A 17,078-nucleotide genomic window follows, 5' to 3' on the forward strand; every position below is an offset into this window, starting at 1 on the left:
CGTGTGGGTGGTGGCCACCGCCGGGCACGTCGACCACGGCAAGTCGACGCTGGTCCGGGCGCTGACCGGGATGGAGCCCGACCGGTGGGCCGAGGAGCGGCGTCGGGGCATGACCATCGACCTCGGCTTCGCCTGGACCACGCTGCCCTCCGGCGGCACCGTGGCGTTCGTCGACGTGCCCGGCCACGAGCGGTTCGTGCCGAACATGCTCGCCGGTGTCGGCCCCGCCCCGGCAGCCCTGCTGGTCGTCGCCGCCGACGAGGGGTGGATGCCCCAGTCTGCCGAGCACCTGGCGGCGCTGCACGCCCTCGGGGTGGCGTACGGGCTGCTGGTGGTGACCCGCGCGGACCTGGCCGATCCGGGGCCGGCGCTGGCGCACGCCCGCGCGGAGATCGCCGCCACCTCCCTGGGCGCCGTGGACGCCGTTGCGGTCAGCGCGGTCACCGGGGCCGGCCTGCCCGAGCTGCGGGACGCCCTGGACCGGCTCGTGACGCGGCTGCCCGCCCCGGCGGCCGGGGCCCCGGTGCGGCTGTGGGTGGACCGGTCGTTCACCGTCCGGGGCAGCGGCACGGTCGTGACCGGCACCCTCGGCGGCGGCCGGCTGTCCGTCGGCGACCACCTCGAACTGGCCGACACCGGCGAGCCGGTGCGGGTGCGTGGCCTGCACTGCCTCGGCGTGTCCCACGACCGGGTCGACGCGGTGGCCAGGGTGGCGGTGAACCTGCGCAACGTGCCCCGTGAGCGGGTGGGGCGCGGCGACGCCCTGCTCACCCCCGGTCGGTTCCGCCGCACCGACCTGCTCGACGTGCGGGTCGCCGGGGGCCCGGCCGCCGACCTTCCGGCCACCCTCACCCTGCACGTCGGCGCCGCCGCCGTCACCGCCCGGGTCCGCCCGCTCGGCCCGGACACCGCCCGGCTGCGGCTGGCCCGCCCGCTGCCGCTGCTCGTCGGCGACCGGGCGCTGCTGCGCGACCCCGGCCGCCACCTGGTCGCCGGCGGGGTGACCGTCCTCGACGTGGCCCCGCCGCCGCTGACCCGGCGGGGGTCCGCCGCCGCCCGCGCCCGGGTGCTCGCCGGCCTCGACGGGCGGCCGGACCTGGCCGGGGAGCTACGCCGCCGACTCCTGGCCCGCCGGGGCGAGCTGACCCGGATGGGAGTGCCGGTCACCGTCGCCCCGGTCGCCGGGGACTGGGTGGCCGACCCGGACCATTGGCGGTCCCTCGCCGCCCGGCTGGCCGACGAGGCCGCCCGGTACGCCGCCGCGCACCCGCTGGAGCCGGGCGTCCCGGTCGACGTGCTGCGCCAGCGCCTCGACCTGCCCGACCGGGCGCTGGTGGAGGCACTGGTCCGCCCGCCACTACGGGTCCGCGCCGGCCGGGTCGGCCAGGACGCCGGGGACGCGCTGCCGGAACCGGTGGCCCGGGCCGTGGCCCGGGTCCGCGCCGAGTACGGCGACCGCCCGTTCCAGGCACCCGAGGCGGACCGCCTCGCCGGCCTGGGCCTCGGGCCCCGGGAGATCGGCGCGGCCGTGCGCGCGGGGGCGCTGCTGCGGCTCGCGGAGAACGTGGTGCTGCTGCCCGGCGCGGTCGACGACGCGGCCCGGGTCCTCGCCCGGCTGCCGCAGCCGTTCACCCTCAGCGCCGCCCGGCAGGCCCTGGACACGACCCGCCGGGTCGCCGTGCCGCTGCTGGAGCTGCTGGACCGGCGGGGCGTCACCCGTCGCCTGCCCGACGACGCCCGCACGGTCGTCGCCCCGCACAGCGCGGCCCCTTCATGATCGTCTGACCGTCGCAGGGGCCGCCTCCGGCGGGTCATCGCCGTCGGAGGCAAAGGTGACGGGGTTCCGCCGCGACGCGGCCCAGGCCGGGCCTGGCGTGGCCTAGCGTGGCGGCATGGACCCTTCGGCGGTCTGGCGGGACAAGAACCACCGGTGGCGGATCGAGGCGTACCGGGCGCCGGACCTGCGCTTCGCCGTCTTCGCCACCAACGGCCCCACCGAGTCGGCCCCACTGTGGCTGTTCGGGATGGCCGCCCTGGCCCGCTGGCTGATGACCCACGCCATCTCGCTGGACGACCTGGAGACCGACTGAGCCGGCCATCCCCTCGTCCGGGGGAACCGTCCCCGTTTCCGGAGTGCGGGCCGGTGTCGTCTCCGTACCGTGCGGGGCGTGAAGGACCGAGGAATGCGGACGGCCGTCGCGGTGCTCGCCGGCCTCGCGGTCATCTACTTCGGCAGCAAGGGACGCAGCCCCGACGAGGGTGGCGGGGTCTCCGGCGGGGTGGTGGTGCTCGCGGTGCTGGCCGCCGCCCTGGCCTGGCACCTGACCAAGCCGGGCGACAACGCGACCAAGTGACCGCGTCCACGCCGGACGCCGGTGGCCAGCGCGCACCGGCACGGACGTGCAGCCGACCGGCGTCAGCGGGCGGCGACGGTGCGGGTGACCTCGCCGGCGGACTCCTCGCCGAGGGCGACCCGGACCAGGGCCGAGGCGAACCGACCGAAGTCGCCGCCGCCGACCAGCCCGGCCAGCCCGTCCTGGTTCACCGGCAGGCCGAGGCGCTTCGCCCCGGCCAGCGTGCGCCGGTCGGCGTACGGGCGCACGTCGGGCCACACCTGCTGCGCCTCGCGCAGGAAGATGTCCGCGCCGGTGGGGCCGATGCCGGGGAACTCGGTGAGCAGCCGCCGCAGCGCGGGCCGGTTCCCGCCGGCCTCCCGGTGCAGCCGGCGCAGGTCGCCGTGCCAGCGGTCCAGGCACAGCCGCGCGCCGGTGCCGAGCATCGTGGCGGTCCGCTCGTCGTAGCGGCGGTAGTGCCCCCGGCCCAACGCGTCGACCCGGTCCTGCCAGCCGGACGCCTCCATCGCCTGCGGGGTGCGGTAGCCGGCGGTGAACAGCTCCCGCGCGGCGGCCACCGCGACCGACGCCCGGATCCGGGTGCTCAGCAGCGTGGTCAGCACCAGCAGCTGGTACAGCGGCCCGGGCCGGTCGGCGAGCCGGATGCCGGCCTCCTCCGCGTACGTGCGGCCCTGCCGGTCCAGCAGGGCCCGTGCCGTCCTCCGTGCGTCTGCCACACCCCCGGGTACCCCGATCGGCGCCGCCCACCCGTGCTGGTTCCGGCTGTCGCGGCAGCCCGTCCCGCTCACCGGCGGCATGGGGGCAACGGCGGCGGGTAAGCCGGTCGTGGGCGTGGCCCACGCCGCGCCGTCCACCCGGAAGGGAGACTCCAGTGACGAACCCTCAACAGCCGGAACTGCGCCGCAACGCGCGCAACAACGCGGTGCAGGACGCCAAGGGGCCCGGCGTGTCCGGTCACCCCGGCCGCAGTGGCACGTCCCAGGGCGACCGGGGCCGCACGGTGCCGCGCGGCCAGGTGTCGCCGTACGGCCCGGCGGGCGGTCAGGTGGCCGACGACGACACCGCCGAGCGCGGCTAGCGCCGCGGGGACGAGGGCGGCCGCAGCCGGTTCCAGGTGGCTGCGGCCGCCATTCCGTACGCCAGATGCGGCACGAGGTCGGAGAGCCAGTCGGTGCGGCTCCACCGGCGTAGGTCGGTCACCCCCAGCGCGGTCATCGAGCCGTCCGACATCGCCATCACGCTCCCGCCGAGCAGGGCCACCGCGGCGGGCAGCGGGGTGCGCCTTCGCCCCGCGAGCAGGGCGAAGGCCGCGCCGGCGGCGATGCCCATCCCGTACCCGAGCAGGGGCCCGAGGCCCGAGCGGCGGTTGGCCGCCCGGTCCTCGGGCCCCAGGTCGACGTGGGCGATCCCGGCCAACCGTCCGGCGGTCTCCTCGGGTGTGCTGCTCGCCGGTCGGGCGCGTAGCACCATGTCGAGGTAGCTGACCATGTTGAGCGCGGCGCTGCCCACCGCCCCGGCGATGGCCCCGTTGACCAGTTTGGTGCCGTTCACTTCGGGTCGCCCGGTTCGCGCTCACCCTTCGGGCCGTACGTCCGCTCGCCCCGCACGACGCCGCGCTGCCCCCGGTCCTCCTGCAGGATCCGGTTGGCGACCTGGTTGGCCTCCTGGTCGGCCGCCCGACCGGAGTTCTCGATCAGATCGCGCAGTCGCGCCCGTTCCTTGTCGTACGCGTTGCTGCCCGGCCGTGGTCCTGGCATAGCCGCCTCCTGACGTCGCGGTGACCGTTGGTCACGCCGTCTACCCGCCTTCGTCGGGACCAACCGTCGCCCCTGCCCGGGGCGTGCCGGCGGCCTGGTGCGCAGGTGTCACACCGGGGCGCGGACCACGGCGACCGGGCAGTCGGCGCGGTGCAGCACGGCGTGACTGACCGAGCCGAGCACGAGACCGGTGAGCTCACCGCGGCCCCGGCAGCCGACCACCAGCAACTGCGCCGCGCGGGACGCCTCGGCCAGCGCGGCGGCGGCCCGGCCCCGGGCCAGCACCCGCTCGACCCGCACCGCCGGCCGGCGTTCGTCGAGGCCCGCCAGCGACGCGGTCAGCACCCGCTCCTCCTCGCCGCGCAGTTGCCCCTCGTCGTACACCAGCGGCTGCATGTCACCGGGCCCGGCGGAGGCTGGGTGCCGGTAGGCGTGCACCGCGCGCAGCGCGACGCCGCGCGACGCCGCCTCGTCGGCGGCGAACTCGACGGCGGCGCGGGCCGGCGCGGAGCCGTCCACCCCGACCACCACCGGGCCGTCGGCCCGGTCGGCGCCGCGGGCGACCAGCACCGGGCAGTCGGCGTACGCCGCGACCTGGATCGCCACGGAGCCGACCGCCAGCGCGGCGAAGCCGCCCAGCCCCCGGTCGCCGAGGACGATCAGCGCGGCGCTGGTCGACTCGCCGACCAGCACGGCGGACGCCTCCCCGTCGATGACCTCTCCGGTGGCCCGCACCTCCGGGGCTGCCGACTCGGCGTGCGCCACCGCCTGCGCGACGAGGCGTTCGGCCTGTTCGCGCAGGCCGGCGCCGGGCGGCGCGTCGGGCACCGGGCCCAGCGGCACCCGCAGCAGCGGCCAGACGAAGCCGTGCACCACCCGCAGCGCCCGGCCCCGGCGCGTGGCCTCCCCGGCGGCGAGCCGGACGGCCCGCAGGGCCTGCTCGGAGCCGTCCACCCCGACCACCACCGCCGCGCCGTTGGCCGCGTTCACCGCCGCACCTCCTCCGCCGTGGGTTCGCGGTCAGTATCCCGGCCGTACCGGCGTCGCCGAGGCGATACCGCGCAGGACGCGGCGTCGCCGCGCCGGCCCGCACCCTCGACGGGCTTGTACGCGGCGGCGGCCCTCGGCGGCCTCCTCGGCCGGCTGACCGCCGTCGCGCGCCACCGGCCGACCGCGCCCGGCCGGCCGGCTCCGGCCCTCCGTATGATGCTTGCCCTACAGCAAGAGTTGCCGGAGGGTGATCATGTCGGACGCGTTCGGACCGGTGGCCCGCGTGTTGCGGGAGGCGCCGCCCGACCGGTTGGCCGAGGTCGCCGACCGGGCCGTCCGCGCCGGGTTGGGCGCGTCGCGCACGGACGTCTTCGTCGCCGACTACCGGATCAGCGGGCTGTGGCCCGTGCTCGACCCGGAGCTGCCCGACGCCGGCTTCCTCGCCTGCCACGGCATGGCCCAGCGCTGCTTCAGCAGCCAGCAGCCGGTGTTCGACGGCGGCGACGACGGCCGGTGCCGGGTGTACCTTCCGCTGACGGTCTGGGGTGAACGTCTCGGCGTGTACCTGGTGGAGCTGCCGGCCGCCCCGTCGGCGGCGACGGTCGAGGCGGTCCGGGACATCGCCGGCGAGCTGGCGGTGGCGCTGCGCGCGGCGGACCGGCAGACCGACCGGTACCGCCGGGCCCGCCGCCGGGAGCGGCTGAGCATGGCCGCCGAGATGCAGTGGGATCTGCTGCCGGGCCGCAGCGTGACGCACGGCGCGTTCCTGCTGGCCGGGCAGCTTGAGCCGGCGTACACGGTGGGTGGTGACCACTTCGACTGGTCGGTGGATGGTGACCGGCTCACCGTGACGGTGCTCAACGGCGCCGACACGGGCCTGTCGGCGGCGCTGCTGACGGCGGTGTCGGTCAACGCCATGCGCAACGCCCGCCGCTCCGGGGGCAGCCTGGTCGAGCAGGCCGAGCTGGCCTCGGACACCATCTTCTTCCAGCACCGGGGCGAGCGGCACGTGGCGACGCTGCTGCTGGAGCTGGACACCACCGACGGCCGGGTCCGGGCGGTGGACGCCGGGTCCCCGCACGTGCTGCGGGTGCGCGGCCGGTCGGTCGTCCGGGTGCCGCTGGAGCAGCAGCTGCCGCTGGGCATGTTCGCCGAGACCCGGTACGAGGTGCAGGAGTTCACCGTGGAGCCCGGGGACCGGCTGTTCGTGGTCAGCGACGGCGTGTACGCGGCGGCTCCCGGCGGCCGCGAACCGTACGGGGAGCGGGCCATGGCGCGGTCCATGCGCGCGACGCGGCTGCAACCGGCGACCGAGGCAGTTGGTACGGTGATGCGCGGGCTGCAGTCCTATCACGCGGACGTCGATCTCCGCGACGACGCCGTGGTCGTCTGCCTCGACTGGCGTGGCCAGAGCGGGACAGGGGTCGGCTGGGCGCGGTGACGGGGCGGTAAGCGGAACACGAGCGCGAACTCGCAGGGGACGTTGGTGGAGCAACCTCCGGATCTGGCAGCGGCGATCGCCGCTGCCGCCGAGGTGCTCGTCGGCGTCCTGGACCCCGCGGGTTCCCGGCACCGGATGACCGTGTCGCCCACCCAGCTGCGGGTGCTCTCGCTGATCAGCAGCCGCCCGGCGACCAACGTGAACCGGCTCGCGGAGCTGCTCGACGTGGTGCCGTCGTCGGCGAGCCGGTTGTGCGACCGGCTGGAGGCGATCGGGCTGCTGCGGCGGGCCGCCGACCCACGGGACCGGCGGGAGGTCCGGCTGGTGCCGACGGCAGCCGCCGAGGCCCTGCTGGGGGAGCTGGTGGAGCGCCGGCACCGCGCGATCGGCGCGGTACTGGACCGGATGCCCCCGCGCACGCAGCACGAGCTGCTGCTCGCCCTGCTGGCGTTCGGGCAGGCGGCCGCGCCCGGCCCGGTCGATGCCCAGTCGGACTCGCCGGCCCGAACGGCCTGACCCGCCGCCGCGCACACCCCGTTCCCTGGGACCTCGCATGCGACGTGATCTCCGCCACAACACACCGAACACGGCCGGTCAGCCGAACGCGGGCCCGTGGAAGCCGAAAGCGAGCCCGATATAGTGGCAGCGCAACTCACCGGCCGGTGGTCCCCGTGACCGCAGGTCGACCAGGGGAGATGGTCCCGGTCCGGGACCACACAGGCGCCGGCGGAGCCCGGCCCGGCAACGCGCACGTCCTTCCGTAGCACCCGCCCGCGGGTGCCGGACCGTGCTGCGGGGGGAGGTTCGGTGTCGCGTCGGCCGGCGGGGGCGTCACCCCCGGAAAACACCGCTGGGCCGAGCCGGGACCGGATCCTCACCCTGCCCAACCTGATCAGCTTCGTCCGGCTGCTCGGCGTCCCGCTGTTCCTGTACCTGCTGCTGGTCCGGCGCGCCGACGTCGCCGCCGTGGTGGTGCTGGCGATCGGGGGCACGACGGACTGGGTGGACGGCTGGGTCGCCCGCCGGCTGCAGCAGGTCAGCCGCCTGGGCGAGTTGCTTGATCCGTTCGCCGACCGGTTGTACATCCTGGCCACTCTGCTGGCGTTCACGGCGCGTGAGGTGGTGCCGTGGCAGTTCACCGCCGCGCTGCTGGCGCGGGAGTTGCTGCTGCTGGGGTCGCTCGGCGTGCTACGCCGGCACGGCTACGGCCCGCCGCCGGTGCACTACGTCGGCAAGACCGCCACGTTCCTGCTGCTGGCCGCGTTCCCGGTCCTGCTGGTGGCGCACGCGACGTCGGCGGCCACGGCGACGGCCGCGGGCGCGGTCGGCTGGGGCCTGGCGTGGTGGGGGCTGGTGCTCTACTGGGCGGCCGGCGCGCTCTACGTGGTCCAGGCAACGCGGCTGGTGCGCTCGGTGCGGGCCGGGTCGTCGGGGGTGCCGGCATGACTGAGGATCCGGCGGGGCAGCGGCCGGGCGCGGCCGGCGAGGGGCGGGGCCCGTCGTCCCGGGTGTACACGCCGGATTTCCTGACCGAGTTGTTCCGCAACCCGTTGGATCCGGGTTACGCGGACGCGGCGGCCCGCCGCCGGAAGGCGCCTTCCTCGGCGCCGTCGGGGTGGCGGGCGTGGCCGTCGCGGTCGGTGAGCCTGGTGGTGGCCGTGGCGTTGGGTTTCCTGTTCGCGGTGGCGTACCGGCAGACGATGGCCGAGGAGCCGGGGCGCAGCCAGGCACGGGCCGGGCTGGTGGCGGAGATCAAGGAGCGCGAGGCGGAGACCGACGGGCTGGCGGCGCGGGCGGACCGGTTGCGTGAGGAGGTCGGTCGGCAGCGGGACGCGGCGTTGAGTGGTTCGCAGGCGTCGCGGCTGCGTCGGCTGGAGGCGGGCACGGGGCTGGGCCGGGTGCGCGGGGACGGTGTGGTGGTGCGGTTGGCGGACGCGCCGGCGCAGGACAAGGACGGGGTGACCGGGTCCGGGGGCGGTCCGCCGCGGGTGTTGTACACGGATCTGCAGAAGGTGGCCAACGACCTGTGGGCGGCGGGTGCGGAGGCGGTGTCGATCAACGGGCAGCGGTTGACGGCGACGTCGACGATCCGGTCGGCGGGTGAGGCCATCCTGGTGGATTTCCGGCCGGTGACGGGTCCGTACGAGGTGTCGGCGATCGGGCCGGGGTCGATGCGGGACCGGTTCGAGGACAGTCGGGCGGCGTATCTGATGCGGGACCTGGTGGAGTCGGTGGGGTTGTCGTTCCAGGTGCGTGAGGTGGATGACCTCACCCTGCCGGCGGCGCCGGAGCCACGGCTACGCTACGCCGAGCCGTCGGTCAGTCCGAGTCCGTCCGTGTCGGGATCGGGTGCCGACCGTTCGTCCCGGCCTGAGCCGTCCGGCTCGGGTGCGTCTCCCAGCCCTTCCGGAGGTGGCCGATGATCGCGGTGTTGGCGTTGCTCGCCGGTGTGGTGCTGGGGGTGTACCTGGATCCCACGGTCCCGGCGGCGTTGCAGCCGTACCTGCCGATCGCGGTGGTGGCCGCGTTGGACGCGGTGTTCGGCGGGGTGCGGGCGAAGCTCGACCGGATCTTCGACGACAAGCAGTTCGTGGTGTCGTTCATCTCGAACGTGCTGGTGGCGGGTCTGATCGTGTACCTGGGTGACCAGTTGGGGGTGGGTGGGCAGCTGTCCACCGGTGTGGTGGTCGTGTTGGGGGTGCGGATCTTCGGGAATGTGGCGGCGATCCGTCGGCACCTGTTCCGGGCGTAGGTTTGTGGTGATGAGCGAGGAGCAGAGCGAGACGGGCACCGGTTGGCCGCGGCCGACGGGTCCGACGCGTCCGCAGGGGCCGGCGGGGGAGCCGGATCCGCGTCCGGAGGCACCGGATCCGGACGAGATCAGTCCGTTGACGCCGGAGGGTGAGCCGCCGGTGGAGGATGCGGGGTCCTCGGGTGCCGGGGCGCCGGAGGGTTCGTCGGGCGTTCGGGCTGTGTTCGGGCTGGGGCGGCGGTTCACCTCGGCGGGGGCGATGATCGCGTTGTTGTTGGGGTTGTTGGGGTTCACCCTGGTGGTGCAGTTGCGGACGACGTCGACGGATCCGACGTCGGCGGCGACGCGGCAGGAGGACCTGGTGCGGATCTTCTCGGATCTGGATTCCCGGGAGAAGCGGCTGCGGCAGGACATCGAGTCGTTGGAGGAGAGCCAGCGGCAGTTGCGTTCGGGTGAGCAGGGGCGGCAGGCGGCGCTGGAGGAGGCGACGCGGCGGGCGGACGAGTTGGGGATCCTGGCGGGGACGTTGCCGGCGCGGGGGCCGGGGCTGAGTGTGCGGTTCGAGGCGGGGTCGAAGCCGATCTCGGCGTACCGGATCCTGGACGCGGTGCAGGAGTTGCGGGGCGCGGGGGCGGAGGCGATGCAGGTCTCCGGTGGGGACGGGGCGTCGGTGCGGGTCATCGCGTCGACGTATTTCCTGGACGGCGGGGACGGTGCTCTGGTGGTGGACGGGCGTCCGTTGACGGGTCCGTTCACGATCACGGTGATCGGTGATCCGACGACGATGGCGACGGCGTTGAGGATTCCGGGCGGGGTGGCCGCATCGGTTGCCGGTGACGGCGGTAACGTGATCGTTGAGGATCGTGAGGTTGCCGAGGTTTCGGCCCTGCACGCGCCCGTGAAGTTGGAACACGCCCGTCCGGTCTCCTGACCGGCGCGGCGCGCCGGTCCGCCGGCGCAGCGATGTCGGCTCGACGATGAAGGACACGTCTGGTGATTCCTGAAGATCTGCGGTATACCGCCGAGCACGAGTGGGTGGCGGGTGACGGGTCGGGCTCTGTCCGGATCGGCATCACGCACTTCGCGCAGGACTCGTTGGGTGACATCGTTTTCGTCCAGTTGCCGGAAGAAGGCGCGGAGGTGGTCGCGGGTGATTCCTTGGGTGAGATCGAGTCGACCAAGAGCGTGTCCGAGATCTACGCCCCGGTGAGTGGGGTCGTGGCGGCGCGGAACGAGGCGTTGGCGGACACTCCGGAGGTGATCAACTCTGATCCGTACGGTGCGGGTTGGTTGGTGGAGATCACGCCGGGCGATCCGGTGGCGGTGGACGGGCTGCTGACCGCCGGGGCGTATCGCGAGCTCACCGAGAGCTGAGTGCCCGTGGGGCGTGCGGGTGTTGTGTCCGCGCGTCCGGTTGCCCTGCATTTCGGTGCTGGCTAGGCTCGCCCAGTCAACCGAGAACCCAATGAGTTGAGCGTTGCGGAATTGCCTTTCCGGGCACGGGGAGCCAGCCGCCGGGTGGACTGCCCGGCGGCCAGACCCGCCATTACCCCGACGCCGACCTGAAACAGATCCGTGAGGTGGTCCCATGACGCGCCCAGACGACGAGTTCCCCCCGCTCGACGTCACTTCGACGCTCAACCTCGGTTCGCTCGACGAAGTGCTGGAGGGGCCGGACACCGATGTGGTGCCGAGCCGGATGTCCGGTTCGTTGCCGCCGGGTATGGCGCTGCTGGTGGTTCGTCGGGGTCCGAACGCGGGCGCCCGGTTCTTGCTGGATCATGATGTGACGACGAGTGGCCGGCACCCGGACAGTGACATTTTCCTGGACGACGTGACGGTGTCGCGGAGGCATGCCGAGTTCCACCGGGACGGTGGCACGTTCACGGTGCGGGACGTGGGGAGCCTGAACGGCACTTACGTGAACCGGGAGCGGGTCGAGGCGGCCACGTTGAGCAATGGTGACGAGGTGCAGATCGGCAAGTTCCGGGTGGTGTTCATCGCCGGTCCGCGCCCGGAGGAGGAGGCCGGCCGGGGGTGAACGAGCCTGCGGCTTCGACGCCTCCCGGGGTGGCCCGTGCCCAACCGCTGATGAGTATCGGCGAGGTACTGGGTCAGCTTCGGGCGGAGTTTCCTGACGTCACGATCTCGAAATTGCGGTTCCTGGAGTCCGAGGGGCTGGTGGAGCCGCAGCGGACGGCTTCGGGGTATCGGAAGTACAGCTGGGACGATGTGGCGCGGTTGCGGTTCGTGTTGACCGCGCAGCGGGACCAGTATCTGCCGTTGCGGGTGATCCGTGAGCAGTTGGCGCAGTGGGACGTGTCGGCGGACGGGCCAACGCCGTCCCGGCCGACGTTGGTGGCGGTGGGCCCGGGTGGTGAGGTGCCGGGTCGTCCGGCGGCCGAACCGCCGGTGGATTCGGCGCAGGTGCGGTTGGGTCGGGTTGATCTGGTCGCGCGGAGCGGGATCGACGAGTCGACGTTGGGTGAGTTGGAGCGGCTCGGGATCCTGGTGTCGGATCCGCCGGGCTGGTACGACGGGGATGCGTTGATCATCGCGCGGGCGGTGGCTGGTCTGGCGGCGTACGGGTTGGAGCCTCGGCATCTGCGGGGTTACCGGACGGCGGCGGATCGGGAGGTGGGGTTGTTCGCGCAGTTGGTGGCCCCGTTGGCGCGGCAGAGTGATCCGGCGGCGCGGGCGCGGGCGGCGGAGACGGCGCGCGAGTTGGTGGCGTTGTCGCAGCAGTTGCACGCGGCGCTGGTGCGGGTGGGGTTGCGGTCGACGTTGGGCCGGTGAGCTGATGTGTGCTGCGCGGCCCGGACGGTGGTCCGGGTCGCGTGGTGTTTGTGGGGGCCGGTGGGAAAGACCGGGGTCGGGGCGCGTGTCGTAGGCTTGCCGGGGTAACCCCTTCCGGCGCGGGGCGTGGTGTACGTAGCGCATGGGATGTGCGTGTCGCGGTCCGTGTACCGTGCAGGGAAGGTTGCGGTGCGGGCGTAGGTGACAACGACACGGAGGCGGCGGTGCGCGAGCTGAGCGTGGTCGGAGTTCGGGTGGAGTTGCCCAGCAACCAGCCGATCGTCCTGCTGCGGGAGGTCGAGGGGGATCGCTATCTGCCGATCTGGATCGGTGCGGTGGAGGCGACGGCGATCGCTTACGAGCAGCAGGGGGTCAAGCCGGCCCGACCGTTGACGCATGATCTTTTGCGGGACGTGTTGGCGGCGCTAGAGGCGCCGCTGCGGGCGGTGGAGATCACCGAGTTGAAGGAGAACGTCTTCTACGCCGATCTGTTGATCGGTGACGGGGTGCGGGTGTCGGCGCGGCCGAGTGACTCGATCGCCCTGGCGTTGCGGGTCGGTGCGCCGATTCGTTGTGCGGAGCAGGTCCTCAGTGAGGCGGGGATCGTGATTCCGGACGAGCAGGAGGACGAGGTGGAGAAGTTCCGGGAGTTCCTGGAGCAGGTGAGCCCGGAGGATTTCGCGGGCTGACCCCCGGCGCGGGTGGGACCCCGCGCGCATTCCTTCCCGTTCCGGCATCGTCACTGTGGGTGACCTGCCGTGGATCTTCGCTGCGGCCGCGCGGCGTGTCGCGGCCGTTCCTGCCCGGTAACTCCTCAAGCGCGCTATAGGGTTGCCGTGTCGAGGGGTGCACGTCCCGGAAGCGACGTGTCACCGCACTGGCGGGGAGGTTGTCCGGATGCACGAGCCGCGAGATCCCGAGCCTGGTACGCAACAGCGCGGGGCGGGTGTGGGGCCGACGGGGCCGGCGTCTGAGGGTGACGGCGCGGTGGGCTACCGGGGTGTGACCGCGTGTCACGCGGCGGGTATCACGTACCGGCAGTTGGACTACTGGGCGCGGACGTCGCTGGTGGTGCCGAGTGTGCGGGACGCGTCGGGTTCCGGGACGTCCCGGCTGTACTCGTTCCGCGACCTGGTGGTGTTGAAGGTCGTGAAGCGGCTGCTGGACGCCGGGGTGTCGTTGCAGAACATCCGGAAGGCGATCGAGGCGTTGCGGTCGCGGGGGGTGGCCGACCTGGCGGGCATCACGTTGATCTCGGACGGGACGACGGTGTACGAGTGCCGGTCGCCGGAGGAGGTGGTCGACCTGTTGCAGGGTGGCCAGGGCGTGTTCGGCATCGCGATCGGCGGGGCGTTCAAGGAGGTCGAGGGCTCGTTGTCGGATCTGCCGGCGGAGCCGGCGGGCGGGGTCGTGGAGGAGCCTGCGGCGGAGCTGGCGGGCGACGAGCTGGCCGCTCGTCGGGCGCGTCGGCGGGCCGGCTGAGGCGTCGGGCGGGCGCCGTGGGTGTTCGTGGCGCGGGGTTCGCGCCGGGCGGTCGGGTGTCGTTCCCGGCGTGACCCCCTGCGGAGCCGGTGGGGCTGTCGTCCCGACTGCGGTGACGCCGACGGTCCGGCGTGGGGGGGTGCGCGCTGGTCCGGCCACGCCGGAAAGCGTCCCATGTGGACATTCCCGGTTTGCGTCGTCTTGTTGACAGTCATGGCGTTGCCGGTAATCCTATGTGCGGCGTTCGCCCCCCGCCTCGGGTTCTCACTGTCAGTGACGATGGTGGGGTCGGCGGACGGAGACGACGCAGGGAACGGCGAGGTCGCCTGCCCGACGATCGGATTTGAACCGTAGTGCAAACTGACAGTCATGCCGCTGTGACCTTGGTGGACGTCGGCGGGCGTGTCGGGGACGCCGACGCCTCGGGATGCCCGGTCACTCACGCCGGCCGGGTGGCGACGCCGCCCGTCGGGGACGTGCTGGCGGAGGCAACGGAGTTCCTGCACCTGTTCCACGACGAGCGGCGGCTGCCGGGGGTGGCCGCACGGATCGCGCAGGTGCGGGAAGAGGTCGCCCTGACGGGCACGTACCGGCACACCCGCGAGGAGCTGGGGTACGGGGCGAAGGTGGCGTGGCGGCAGTCGGCGCGTTGCGTGGGCCGGGTGCGGTGGGCCGGCCTGCGGGTCCGGGACCGCCGGGACGTGACAACGGTGGCGGGGATCGCGCGGGAGTTGGCGCAGCACTTGGCGGTGGCGGACAACAGCGGCCGGATCCAGTCGGTGATGACGGTGTTCGCGCCGGACCGGCCGCGGGTGGGTCCGCGGGCGCGGATCTGGAACGACCAGTTGATCCGCTACTGCGGACACCGGACCAGCGGCGGGTCGGTGCTGGGCGATCCGGCACAGGTGGCGATGACGGACGCGGCGCTGCGGTTGGGGTGGAGTCCACCGCCGGTGCCGGGCCGGTTCGACCTGCTGCCATGGGTGATCGAGACGGTGTACGAGGATCCGACCCTGATACAGGTGCCGCGGGACCTGGTGCGGGAGGTCGCGTTGGCGCATCCGGCGTATCCGTGGTTCGAGGAGCTGCGGCTGCGGTGGCACGCCCTGCCGGTGATCAGCAACATGCGATTGCGCCTCGGTGGGGTGGACTACAGTTGCGCCCCGTTCAACGGGCACTACCTGGGTGACGAGATCGGGACCCGCAACATGGGCGACCGGGACCGGTACGACCAGCTGCTGCCGGTGGCGCGGGGATTGGGGCTGGACACGTCCCGGGAGGACACGCTGTGGCGGGAGCACGCGGTGTTGGTGCTCAACCAGGCGGTGCTGCACTCGTTCCGGCTGGCGGGGGTACGGGTGTCGGATCCGCACACCGAGTCGGAGCTGTTCATGAAGTTCTGCGCGCAGGAGGAACGGGCCGGCCGGCCCGTGCACGGCGACTGGTCGTGGCTCAACGGCAGTGTGGGGTGGGCGGCGTTGCACCCGGTGCACCACCGTTACTACGACACACGGGTGCCGAACCCGAACCTGTGGCAGGCGGACCGCGCGTATGGGCCGGCCGGTGTGGTGGAGCTGACCCTGCGGGAGCGGCACGACGCCGCCCGCAGGCGGGAGGACTGAGGCGTGGACGTCCTGGCGTTGCGGCAGAGTTGGGCGCAGTTCTGCGCGGCTGGTCCTGAGGCGGCGAAGTACTTCTACGCCACCCTGTTCGTGATCGCGCCGGAGGCGCGGTCGATGTTCCCGACGAACATGAGCTACCAGGAGGACAAGCTGCTGGCGGCGTTGGGGCACATCGTGTCCCACGTCGACGACGAGCGGGAGTTGTCGGCGTTCGCGCACCGGTTGGGGGCGGATCACCGCCGGTTCCGGGGCACGGACCGGCAGGGCCGGGAGGTGCCGATGGGGGAGTGGCACTACGTGTGGGTGGGACAGGCGTTGCTGGCGACGTTGGAGCGGTTCCTCGGGCCGCGGTGGACCCCGCAGTTGCGGGCGCAGTGGGCTTCGGCGTACGAGGTGGTGTCCCGGTTGATGCTGACGGGGGCCACGGACGCGGAACGGTCGACGCCGCCGTACTGGGAGGCGGAGGTCCTGTCGGTGCAGCGGCGCCGCGCGGACGTGTGCGTGTTCACGGTCCGGCCCAACTATCTGTGCGACTACCTGCCGGGGCAGTCCCTGCCGGTGCAGGTGCCGCAGCTGCGGGTGTGGCGGTACCTGTCGCCGGCCAACGCGCCGCGTCCGGACGGGACGATCGAGTTCCACGTCCGCGCGGCGGGCCGGTTCTCCACCCATCTGGTGCGCCGGCTGCGGCCGGGTGACCAGGTGTTGCTGGGCACCCCGGTGGGCACGGCGTTGTCGTCGTACGACCGGTCGCCGCACCTGCCGCTGCTGCTGGTGGCAGGGGGGACGGGGCTGGCGCCGCTGCGGGCGGTGGTGGAGGCGCTGCGGCAGGGGCCGGGGCGGGCGACGACGCTGGTGGTGGGCGGGAGGACCGCAGAGGATCTGTACGACGACCGGGTGTTGCGGGAGTTGGCGTCGACGTGGCCCTCCGGTGGGGCCGGGGGGTGGCTGCGGTACGTGCCGACGGTGGAGGTCGGATGGCAGTGGTCGGGTGCGGTGGGCACGGCGGCTGACACGGCGGGGCGGTTGGGTCCGTGGTGGGACACCGATGTGCTGGTGTGTGGCAGTCCGGAGATGACCCGGGAGACGATCGGAGCCTTGGTGGCCACGGGTGTGCCGGCGGAGCGGATCCTGGCCGAGAGTTACGACCATTCGCTCTATCCGCCCCTCGCGGAGACGGCGGTTGCCGCGTCGCGGGACTTCACCGGGACGGGTGCGCGATGAGCGTCGAGCACGGCGACGGGGCCGCCGGTTTCCGGCGGGAGGACACGGTCCGGGCGTTGCGGGCGGTGGAGGCGCGGCGGTTCCGGGGCAGCGAGTGGGTGTCCGTCGACGAGGTCACGGACATGGCCCGGTCGGCCGACGGGCGGATCGCGTTGCTCGACGGCGAGTTGCAGCGGTTGCGGCGGGAGAACGAGAGCCTGGTGCAGCAGGTGGAGATGCTGCGGCACGGCGCGTTGCCGAGTACCGCCCCACAGGGCCCGGACCCGATGGTGGTCGAGTTGGCGGTGCGGGCGCAGGACGAGGCGAACCGGGTGATCGGTGAGGCCAGCGAGGAGGGCGCGGAGATCATCGCCGACGCGCGGCGGCAGGCCGAGGAGATCCTCGCGGAGGCGCACCGGCGGGCCGGGGCGACGCCGGGGTGGCCGGATTCGCGGTCGGAGGACCCGCAGCGGCAGATCCGCGAGTTGGAGGCACGACACGCGGCACTGTTGGCGGCGGTGGCGACGGCGCAGCAGCACCTGCACCAGTGGCAGGCGCACCTGTCGGCGCAGGCGGAGCAGTTGCGGGCCGACGCGGCGGCGGCGGGAGAGGCGAGTCAGCAGCTACGGCAGGTCGTCGGCGGCTGACTTCGCGCGTGTTGGGCGGGCGGGGGCCGCGCCGAAC

General features: G+C 73.6%; 22 protein-coding genes. 18 read left to right on the plus strand and 4 right to left on the minus strand.

Going from position 1 to position 17,078, the window contains the following annotated elements; translation table 11 throughout:
- Nucleotide 1: 1 nt before the first annotated feature.
- The 3 genes from selB to OG617_RS30815 all read left to right on the plus strand — a co-directional run bounded on the left by selB (nucleotide 2) and on the right by OG617_RS30815 (nucleotide 2,354).
- On the plus strand, nucleotides 2-1,777 hold the full coding sequence (gene selB, locus OG617_RS30805; protein ID WP_405096408.1) for a selenocysteine-specific translation elongation factor: 1,776 nt from the start codon (nucleotides 2-4) through the stop codon (nucleotides 1,775-1,777).
- A gap of 115 nt (nucleotides 1,778-1,892) precedes the next feature.
- Entirely contained in the window at nucleotides 1,893-2,090 is a 198-nt protein-coding gene (locus OG617_RS30810; protein WP_396681236.1) for a hypothetical protein, read from the plus strand.
- A 78-nt stretch (nucleotides 2,091-2,168) separates the two neighbouring features.
- Nucleotides 2,169-2,354 carry a hypothetical protein gene (locus OG617_RS30815; protein ID WP_396681546.1) on the plus strand — a complete coding sequence of 62 codons (186 nt, stop codon included), beginning with the start codon at nucleotides 2,169-2,171 and terminating at the stop codon, nucleotides 2,352-2,354.
- A gap of 62 nt (nucleotides 2,355-2,416) precedes the next feature.
- Here the strand turns inward: OG617_RS30815 and OG617_RS30820 are convergent, their stop codons facing one another.
- Nucleotides 2,417-3,070: a hypothetical protein gene (locus tag OG617_RS30820; protein WP_405096409.1), complete on the minus strand. Its 654-nt coding sequence runs from the start codon at nucleotides 3,068-3,070 to the stop codon at nucleotides 2,417-2,419.
- 155 nt (nucleotides 3,071-3,225) lie between these two features.
- On the opposite strand from OG617_RS30820, the gene OG617_RS30825 reads away from it, so the two are divergent.
- Nucleotides 3,226-3,432, plus strand: coding sequence for a hypothetical protein (locus OG617_RS30825; protein ID WP_405096410.1), 207 nt, complete (start codon nucleotides 3,226-3,228; stop codon nucleotides 3,430-3,432).
- Here the strand turns inward: OG617_RS30825 and OG617_RS30830 are convergent.
- From OG617_RS30830 to OG617_RS30840, 3 genes are all read right to left on the minus strand, one after another.
- Complete coding sequence (locus OG617_RS30830; protein ID WP_405096411.1) at nucleotides 3,429-3,905, minus strand: hypothetical protein; 477 nt, start codon at nucleotides 3,903-3,905, stop codon at nucleotides 3,429-3,431. The genes OG617_RS30825 and OG617_RS30830 overlap by 4 nt on opposite strands.
- Nucleotides 3,902-4,111 (minus strand): phosphatidylethanolamine-binding protein, encoded by a 210-nt coding sequence (locus tag OG617_RS30835; protein WP_091609202.1) that lies wholly within the window; start codon nucleotides 4,109-4,111, stop codon nucleotides 3,902-3,904. Before OG617_RS30835 ends, OG617_RS30830 begins: the two co-directional genes overlap by 4 nt.
- 108 nt (nucleotides 4,112-4,219) lie before the next feature.
- Nucleotides 4,220-5,101, minus strand: a complete 882-nt coding sequence (locus OG617_RS30840) for a universal stress protein (protein WP_405096412.1) — start codon at nucleotides 5,099-5,101, stop codon at nucleotides 4,220-4,222.
- A 253-nt stretch (nucleotides 5,102-5,354) separates the two neighbouring features.
- Between OG617_RS30840 and OG617_RS30845 the strand changes: the two genes are divergently transcribed.
- The 14 genes from OG617_RS30845 (at nucleotide 5,355) to OG617_RS30910 (ending at nucleotide 17,041) form a co-directional block, all read left to right on the plus strand.
- Nucleotides 5,355-6,542, plus strand: a complete 1,188-nt coding sequence (locus tag OG617_RS30845) for a PP2C family protein-serine/threonine phosphatase (RefSeq protein ID WP_405096413.1) — start codon at nucleotides 5,355-5,357, stop codon at nucleotides 6,540-6,542.
- Between the two features lie 45 nt (nucleotides 6,543-6,587).
- Nucleotides 6,588-7,058: a MarR family winged helix-turn-helix transcriptional regulator gene (locus OG617_RS30850; RefSeq protein WP_396681248.1), complete on the plus strand. Its 471-nt coding sequence runs from the start codon at nucleotides 6,588-6,590 to the stop codon at nucleotides 7,056-7,058.
- A 291-nt stretch (nucleotides 7,059-7,349) separates the two neighbouring features.
- The gene (locus OG617_RS30855) at nucleotides 7,350-7,988 is read left to right on the plus strand and encodes a CDP-alcohol phosphatidyltransferase family protein (protein WP_405096414.1); all 639 of its coding nucleotides are present in this window, start codon (nucleotides 7,350-7,352) and stop codon (nucleotides 7,986-7,988) included.
- On the plus strand, nucleotides 7,985-8,965 hold the full coding sequence (locus OG617_RS30860; RefSeq protein WP_405096415.1) for a DUF881 domain-containing protein: 981 nt from the start codon (nucleotides 7,985-7,987) through the stop codon (nucleotides 8,963-8,965). Before OG617_RS30855 ends, OG617_RS30860 begins: the two co-directional genes overlap by 4 nt.
- Nucleotides 8,962-9,294, plus strand: coding sequence for a small basic family protein (locus OG617_RS30865; RefSeq protein ID WP_007071104.1), 333 nt, complete (start codon nucleotides 8,962-8,964; stop codon nucleotides 9,292-9,294). Before OG617_RS30860 ends, OG617_RS30865 begins: the two co-directional genes overlap by 4 nt.
- 10 nt (nucleotides 9,295-9,304) lie before the next feature.
- On the plus strand, nucleotides 9,305-10,225 hold the full coding sequence (locus OG617_RS30870; RefSeq protein WP_405096416.1) for a DUF881 domain-containing protein: 921 nt from the start codon (nucleotides 9,305-9,307) through the stop codon (nucleotides 10,223-10,225).
- 62 nt (nucleotides 10,226-10,287) lie between these two features.
- The gene (gene gcvH, locus OG617_RS30875; protein WP_405096417.1) at nucleotides 10,288-10,668 is read left to right on the plus strand and encodes a glycine cleavage system protein GcvH; all 381 of its coding nucleotides are present in this window, start codon (nucleotides 10,288-10,290) and stop codon (nucleotides 10,666-10,668) included.
- 214 nt (nucleotides 10,669-10,882) lie between these two features.
- Nucleotides 10,883-11,335: an FHA domain-containing protein gene (locus tag OG617_RS30880; RefSeq protein ID WP_007071101.1), complete on the plus strand. Its 453-nt coding sequence runs from the start codon at nucleotides 10,883-10,885 to the stop codon at nucleotides 11,333-11,335.
- A 50-nt stretch (nucleotides 11,336-11,385) separates the two neighbouring features.
- Nucleotides 11,386-12,090, plus strand: coding sequence for a MerR family transcriptional regulator (locus OG617_RS30885; protein WP_405096418.1), 705 nt, complete (start codon nucleotides 11,386-11,388; stop codon nucleotides 12,088-12,090).
- A 224-nt stretch (nucleotides 12,091-12,314) separates the two neighbouring features.
- Complete coding sequence (locus tag OG617_RS30890) at nucleotides 12,315-12,779, plus strand: bifunctional nuclease family protein (protein WP_405096419.1); 465 nt, start codon at nucleotides 12,315-12,317, stop codon at nucleotides 12,777-12,779.
- A gap of 208 nt (nucleotides 12,780-12,987) precedes the next feature.
- Nucleotides 12,988-13,572 carry a MerR family transcriptional regulator gene (locus tag OG617_RS30895; RefSeq protein ID WP_405096420.1) on the plus strand — a complete coding sequence of 195 codons (585 nt, stop codon included), beginning with the start codon at nucleotides 12,988-12,990 and terminating at the stop codon, nucleotides 13,570-13,572.
- A 479-nt stretch (nucleotides 13,573-14,051) separates the two neighbouring features.
- The gene (locus OG617_RS30900; RefSeq protein WP_405104017.1) at nucleotides 14,052-15,194 is read left to right on the plus strand and encodes a nitric oxide synthase oxygenase; all 1,143 of its coding nucleotides are present in this window, start codon (nucleotides 14,052-14,054) and stop codon (nucleotides 15,192-15,194) included.
- A gap of 3 nt (nucleotides 15,195-15,197) precedes the next feature.
- A complete protein-coding gene (locus OG617_RS30905) occupies nucleotides 15,198-16,415 on the plus strand; it encodes a globin domain-containing protein (RefSeq protein WP_405096421.1) in 1,218 nt (405 codons plus the stop codon).
- On the plus strand, nucleotides 16,412-17,041 hold the full coding sequence (locus tag OG617_RS30910; RefSeq protein ID WP_405096422.1) for a DivIVA domain-containing protein: 630 nt from the start codon (nucleotides 16,412-16,414) through the stop codon (nucleotides 17,039-17,041). Before OG617_RS30905 ends, OG617_RS30910 begins: the two co-directional genes overlap by 4 nt.
- Nucleotides 17,042-17,078 lie beyond the last annotated feature (37 nt).

This window comes from Micromonospora sp. NBC_01412 (assembly GCF_045040215.1).
GTDB lineage: Bacteria > Actinomycetota > Actinomycetes > Mycobacteriales > Micromonosporaceae > Micromonospora > Micromonospora rubida.